6 protein-coding genes and 3 tRNA genes are annotated in these 7253 nt (G+C 29.8%); 2 read left to right on the forward strand and 7 right to left on the reverse strand.

All coding sequences use genetic code 11. From position 1 onward, the window contains the following. The first annotated feature begins 315 nt into the window (after positions 1-315). Both ACVC2P_RS17050 and ACVC2P_RS17055 read left to right on the forward strand, forming a co-directional pair. On the forward strand, positions 316-2481 hold the full coding sequence (locus tag ACVC2P_RS17050; protein WP_452599657.1) for an endonuclease MutS2: 2166 nt from the start codon (positions 316-318) through the stop codon (positions 2479-2481). 7 nt (positions 2482-2488) lie between these two features. Continuing rightward, positions 2489-2908, forward strand: a complete 420-nt coding sequence (locus tag ACVC2P_RS17055; protein ID WP_452599658.1) for a thiol-disulfide oxidoreductase DCC family protein — start codon at positions 2489-2491, stop codon at positions 2906-2908. Positions 2909-2992: 84 nt separating this feature from the next. Here ACVC2P_RS17055 and ACVC2P_RS17060 read toward each other — a convergent pair whose 3' ends face one another. The 7 genes from ACVC2P_RS17060 to ACVC2P_RS17090 form a co-directional block, all read right to left on the reverse strand. Continuing rightward, positions 2993-3256 carry a hypothetical protein gene (locus ACVC2P_RS17060; protein ID WP_452599659.1) on the reverse strand — a complete coding sequence of 88 codons (264 nt, stop codon included), beginning with the start codon at positions 3254-3256 and terminating at the stop codon, positions 2993-2995. A gap of 481 nt (positions 3257-3737) precedes the next feature. Beyond that, positions 3738-4769: a hemagglutinin protein gene (locus ACVC2P_RS17065; protein ID WP_452599660.1), complete on the reverse strand. Its 1032-nt coding sequence runs from the start codon at positions 4767-4769 to the stop codon at positions 3738-3740. Between the two features lie 311 nt (positions 4770-5080). After that, positions 5081-5968, reverse strand: coding sequence for an EamA family transporter (locus tag ACVC2P_RS17070; RefSeq protein ID WP_452599661.1), 888 nt, complete (start codon positions 5966-5968; stop codon positions 5081-5083). A 137-nt stretch (positions 5969-6105) separates the two neighbouring features. Continuing rightward, a tRNA-Arg gene (locus tag ACVC2P_RS17075) sits at positions 6106-6179 on the reverse strand. 18 nt (positions 6180-6197) lie between these two features. Beyond that, positions 6198-6272, reverse strand: a tRNA-Pro gene (locus tag ACVC2P_RS17080). A gap of 17 nt (positions 6273-6289) precedes the next feature. Continuing rightward, positions 6290-6377 (reverse strand) — tRNA-Ser (locus ACVC2P_RS17085). A gap of 97 nt (positions 6378-6474) precedes the next feature. Next, on the reverse strand, positions 6475-7253 hold a 779-nt coding region (locus ACVC2P_RS17090), incomplete at its 5' end, for an HD family phosphohydrolase (protein WP_452599662.1).

The raw sequence follows: 7253 nt of genomic DNA on the forward strand, positions 1-7253 counted from the left end.
CCTATAGATTGCTCTTATGGTTTTTTTAATAATCAAGTTATTTTTACTTTACAGTTAAAAGATTCAAAAGAAAAAAAAGACTTTTTTATTCGTATTAAAGAATTTGAAGCTTTTATGGAATTAGAATAAACTTATTTTATAATAAAATAATCTGGCTCAATAAGTCTCTTCTTATTGGGCTTTTTTATTATTAAATGTACAACAAAGTATACCTCAATAAAATTCATTTCTAATCCTTAACTTTGTTATGCACAATAAAAACAAGTTCACAATTTTAAGATATATTCCTTTGTAAATATTTTCAGGGATAATACAATGATAAACATACATAATAAAACATTACAAGATTTAGAGTTCTCAACGGTTTTACAGCAAGTAAGCGAATATTGTGTTACACATTTGGGTAATACTAAAGCTCTAGAAATTAAACCATATAAAGATAAAGACACTCTTTTAAATGCATTACAACTTACAAACGAGTATGTCTCATCATATTATAACGATAACCGTATACCAAACCATGGTTTCGATACTGTTGCAAAAGAGCTACAATTACTACGTATAGAAAATACTTACTTAGAAACACACAGTTTAAAAAAATTAGTTTCTATATCTATTACTAGCAATGATATTATTCTTTTTTTAAAAAAATTCGAAGAATATTATCCAAACCTAAATGAGTATGCTTCTAATATTGAAGTTACCAAAGCTATAATAGAAAAAGTAGATAGTGTTGTAGACAGATTTGGAGATGTAAAAAATAATGCATCTATTTTATTACATGAAATAAGACAAAGTATTGGCAGACTTAAAGGTAAAATAAATTCTAGTTTTACATCTGCGTTAAATACCTATCATAATTTAGAATACTTAGATGATATAAGAGAATCTGTTGTAGATAATAAACGTGTTTTAGCAGTAAAGGCTATGTATCGTCGTAAAGTTAAAGGAGCCATAATGGGTGGCAGTAAAACAGGAAGTATAGTATATATAGAACCAGAAACAACCTTACAACATACAAGAGAGCTCAATAATTTAGAATATGAAGAAAACGAAGAAGTAATACGTATATTAAAAGAAGTAACAAATTACTTACGTGATTTTTCGCCACTTATAGAGCAATACCAAGACTTTTTAACAACTATAGATGTAATTTCTGCTAAAGCTAAATATGCAAAATCTATGAATGCAATTCTTCCAGAGATTGCTACGAATAGACACTTATATTTAAGAGATGCTTACCATCCATTACTCTATTTAAATAATTTAAAAAGTAAAGAAAAAACATTTCCTCAAACAATTAAATTAAATGATAATAGCAGAATAATTGTTATTTCTGGACCAAATGCAGGAGGAAAAAGTATTACATTAAAAACTGTAGGTTTATTACAGCTAATGTTACAAAGTGGTATGCTTATTCCTGTACATGAACGAAGTAAAGTAAGCCTATTTGATCGTATTTTAACAGATATAGGAGATAATCAATCTATAGAGAACCATTTAAGTACATACAGCTATAGACTTAAACAAATGAATTATTTTTTGAAAAAGTGTAATAAAAATACACTCTTTTTAATTGATGAATTTGGAACTGGATCCGACCCCGAACTTGGTGGGGCTTTAGCTGAAACATTTTTAGAAGAGTTTTATTCTAGAGGAGCATTTGGTATTATTACAACACATTACGCAAATCTTAAAATACTTGCTACAGAAAAAGAGGAAATGATTAATGCCAATATGATGTTTGATGAACGTACATTAGAGCCATTATATAAATTAGCCTTAGGACAAGCAGGAAGCTCATTTACATTTGAAGTAGCGCAAAAAAATGGAATTCCGTATAGCTTAATTAATAGAGCTAAAAAGAAAATAGAACGCTCTAAAGTTCGTTTTGATGCTACTATAGCTAAATTACAAAAAGAACGTTCTAAACTTGAAAAAACATCCGAATCTCTAAAAGTAAATGAGAAGAAAAAACAATCCGAAGCAGACAAATTAGAGTCTATAAATGAAAAAATACAGAAAAAATTAGAAAGCTACCAAGAACTGTACGACAGTAATCAACGTTTAATTTATTTAGGTCAAAAGGTTAATGATATCAGCGAAAAGTATTTTGAAGATAAAAAGAAACGTGAGTTAATGGCCGAGTTGTTTAGGTTAGTACAAATAGAAAACTCTAAACGTAAAAAAGTTTCTGCCAAAAGAAAAAAAGCTATTAAAGCTAAAGAAACTCAAGTAAAAAAAGAAGCAGAGAAAAAAGTAGAAGTTATAAGAAAGAAAAAGAAAGAAGCAAAGAAAAAAGAAATTAAAATAGAAAAGCCTAAACCTGTATTAAAACTAGGAGATAGAGTAAGAATGCAAGATGGAAAGGCTATTGGTACTATAGATGCCATAGAAAAAGGGAAAGCTATTGTAAATTATGGCATTTTTACGACTAATGTAAATATTGATACATTAGAACTAGTTGAAGCAGTAAAATAATTTAATTATGATTAGTAATTTACCAAAGGGGAAGAAATTAATTTTGTTTGATGGTGTATGTAATTTATGTAATACAACAGTGCAATATGTTATTAAACATGATAAAAGTGACAGCTTCCGTTTTGCTGCTTTACAAAGCAATATTGGTAAACAAATAATAGATATGTTTAATATAGATGTAGAAAAAACAGATTCTATATTATTATATACCGAAACTAAGGATTTAAAAAGTAAATCGTCTGCAGCTTTGCACATAGCAAGTCAATTAGGCTTTCCTAATAATTTACTAACGATATTCTTTATTGTACCAAGTTTTATTAGAGATAAAGTATACGACTATATTGCAAAGAATAGATACAAATGGTATGGAAAAAAAGAATCCTGTATGATTCCTACCAAAGAGTTAAAAGCTAAGTTTTTAGATTAAAAGGTTAGTTTATTATAACAGTATAGAAAGTAAAAGTCTGAATATTAATTCAGACTTTATATTTATTTAATATTAAATAAACTCTTAGCAAACATTATTTTTCCTCTTTTTTGAAGCTATTAAATTAAAAAAAGAGTTCTTATTAAAATTTTCAATATCTAAATCCTCAATTTTTTTTACTCCTTTTACACTTATAACCAGTAATGTTTTAGCTTCTTTATTAGCCACCACCTCAATCTTCTTTTTTAATGCATTAGGAGTGTTATTATTTATGTTTACAGTCTCATTAGACTGGGCAGATACAAATGATATAGTAAAAAAAAGGGCTATGGAAATAATAAATTTCATAATTACAATAATCTGTTATTGGTGCTAAGATATAAAGCCGTTAAGCTTGTTTATAAAAAAGTCGTTAAATAACATAAGTATTTGATAAAGCATTTATTAATGCATATAATACCGATGAAATGCACAAAAAAAATCAGGCTCGTAATAAAAATCCTTTTTACTCATTGAAAAAATAGTTTTACTCACCAAAACAGCTACTTCCCTCAAAATAGGTTTTACACAACTCTAAAAAATAATACTTTTAAATATCATTTTGAGGTTGGTTAGAAGTCTCAAAGCACAATATATGGTTAACTTAATCCTTACCTCGGTTGGTAGGGAACGAATTAAGTTCTTTTAAAGTATATTTTAGTCCGTATTTTAAAAGTTTCAGTTTTGGTAATTCTGATTAGACACAATTATACTTGTTGCTTTGAGTCTTTTTTGTATAAAAAATGCCTCTAAAAGTTAGAGGCATTTTTTATGTAAAACTTAACTGTAATTAGTTAGCTCCTTCTGGTAATTGTTGAGTAAAGATATATGTTGAAACTGGAGGCCCTCCGAATACTGAGTTTGATGGATTATTAAAAATGTTATTTCTTAATTTTAAAACATCACTATCTGCACCAGAATATACAGTAAAACCATCCATGTTTAAATCAGTTGCATAATAACCAATAGATTTATATGTAGCTACAGGTGGCCCTCCAAATACGGAGTTATCTGGATCGTTAAAAACTTGTGCTCTTATAGAAGGCGTATCAGATAATCCACCTAGATAGTTTAATCTTCCATCTTGATTAGCATCTCCTGCCCACATTGCTACTGCTCCAGTTGGAATTCCAAAAGTGGTTTGAGCATCTGTACCAAAAGTTATTTGATTACTCACATCTGTAAAATCTACAGTAGCAGAACCACTTGATAAAGCAACTGTAGCAGATGTCATAATTGATAAGTGATTACGGTGTTTTATTGCTATATAATAAGATTTTGTAGCAATGTTAAACTCTAAAGGAGAAACACCATCTACTCCAACAACATTACCATCTCTTTGCAATAATGCAGATTGGCTAGCTTCAATTAATTCGTTATCATTAGCATCTCTTAATTCTACTAAAACCCAATCAACAATATTATCGTTAACAGGTCCTGTTCCAGAAGTTCCCCCATCATTAAATACACTAGATGCACATGTTAATCCATCACTGTAAGGAGAGGTTGTTGGCAAATAAGAAGATCTTAAATCATCCCTCATTAAATTTCCTCCTCCATTATTTAACAAAGCACCTTGTAAAAATACTACTGGATCTACTCGAATTAGTAGAGCAACTGTTCCTTGGTGAAATCCTTGAGTTAAAGTTGTAGTACCATCTGTAATAGTAGAAACGGCTAACTCTCCAACTGTAAAATCTAGACTTACAGTTCCATTAGTTAATGTTGTTCCTGCAGAACCTATAACCTGACGTTCTATACTTTGTGCATTCATTTGAAATGCTAAAAGAAGGATTCCTAATCGAACAATATTTTTAATCATAATTTTTGTGTTTAGTTAGTTTGTTTTAAAGTGTAATTTTTACATCACACTAACAGGTTTTATTTTGATTAATATAATTCAAAAATACAAATTTCCAATAAACAATGCTTTTTTTTCGATGAAAAGCAAAGTATTATGTATATTCTGTTAGTTATAAAATTAAAACTTTCGTTAAGTAATAATTTAAACAATTATTTTTTTGATTTATCTTATTAAAGATTTAAAGTTATTGCTTAATAAATAGTAACTCTCTAGTAAACAAACAGTTTAATCACCAATATTTTTTTAATATTAGTATCATTTATTATTATTCACTTTTTTGAAGTAATAAAATAAACACCAGTTAATAGTATTATTGCTGAAAAAATAGATTGTATAGTTAAACTCTCATCTAGTATATACCAACCTAAAAACAATGCAATTAAAGGGTTTACGTATGCAGAAGTTGCCACTTTTTCTGGAGATACATTTTTTAATAAGTAGTTAAAAGCTGTAAACGCCACAATCCCACCAAATACAATAAGTAATACAACAGCCCACCTCGTGTCTACAGACCAGTTTAATGGAGAACTCCATGTTTCGCTAAACAATAAACTAAAACACGCTAACATTATTCCAGCAGTAAGCATTTGATATGCTGTACTTATAAAATAACTTGGAGGTAAATTTGCTTTAGAGACATAGATACTAGCATAACTCCAACCCAAAACACAAGTTAAAACCATGATAACACCTATGGCGCTTCCTTCATTAAAAGACAATTCTTTTTGACTAACCAATAGATACATACCTATAAACCCTAAAGTTACACCAATTATAGATTTCGGTTTCATTGTTTTCTTATCGAGAATCCGCATTAGTAATAATACAAATAAAGGCTGAGAAGCAGCCAGCAATGCTGCAAAACCACTATCTAAATACTTTAAAGCCCAAACAAAAACACCATTACCATAAACCAAAAATAAAAACCCAACGATAGCGCAATTTAAAAACTGTCTTTTAGTAATAGATAATGGCAGTTTCATAAATTTTGCAATAATAAAAATTAAAATACTAGCAGTAGTAAACCTAAAAGAAGACAACATTAATGGAGGCAACTCTTCAACAGCTATTTTATTAAGCATGTATGTAGATCCCCAAATAAAATAAATAGCAATGAAAGCTAAAATGATAAGAACTTTAGAGGTCGTTTTTGGCATTTAGTAGAAGAATTGTTAGTAAAGCTAAATAATTATTTTAGAAGGCAATAGTATTATGCTTCTTTTTTATGAATTACACTTTTAATTATTGTAAAAAACAAAACCCTCGCAAACAATATAGTTTACGAGGGTTTGAGTGAAGGCGATAGGATTCGAACCTATGACCGTTGCCTTAGAAGGGCAATGCTCTATCCAGCTGAGCTACGCCTCCAAATTTTAGATTTAATAGTCGGGGTGGCAGGATTCGAACCTGCGACCTCCGCGTCCCAAACGCGGCGCGATAACCGGGCTACGCTACACCCCGAATTAATCTAAAGATTGCGGAGAGACAGGGATTCGAACCCTGGGTACCCTTTTGGGGTACGACGATTTAGCAAACCGCTCCTTTCGGCCACTCAGGCACCTCTCCAATTTTTTATGTAATATGAACTAGCAATTAATTGCGGGTGCAAATTTAAGACAACATCTTGGATATCGCAACATTTTTTTGCACTTTTTTTTAAAAATTATTCTGGATATTCAATTCTCAAATGGTAAATATTTGCAAGCTTGTGCTTTAGCACTTTTTTTATAGATTGAATTTCTTTAAAAGTAATGTTTGCATTAAGAAACTGTCCATTATCCATTTGCTTATTAAGTATGTTTTCTACAAACATATCTATTTTAGAAGATGTTGGTTCTTTTAAACTTTTGGATGCAGCTTCTACACTATCGCACATCATTAAAATAGCTGTTTCTTTACTAAAAGGCTTAGGCCCTGGATATGAAAAATCATTAATATCTGTATCTTCATTTAATGCTTTTTCTTTCATATAAAAATAATAAACACTACTAGTACCATGATGTGTTCTTATAAAGTCTATAACACGATCTGGTAAGTTATTTTTCTTGGCGATCTCAATACCATCAATAACATGATTTATAATTATTCTGGCACTTTCTATTGAGGATAACTCATCATGCGAATTTATACCTGAAGATTGGTTTTCTGTAAAATACGTTGGATTCTTCATCTTACCAATATCATGATACAGTGCCCCTACCCTTACTAACATGGCATTAGCTCTAATCTCATTGGCGCAAGCTTCGGCTAAATTAGCAACATTTAAAGAATGATGAAATGTTCCTGGAGCATCGTTAGCTAATTGCTTTAATAATTTAGAATTAGTATCTGATAATTCTAATAGTGAAACGTCTGAAACTAACCCGAATATTTTCTCATAAATATAAATAAGTGGTTGCACGAATAATGTTGCCAACCCACAGAGCACAAACAATCCAAAAG

It is taken from the genome of Pontimicrobium sp. MEBiC01747 (assembly GCF_053601635.1).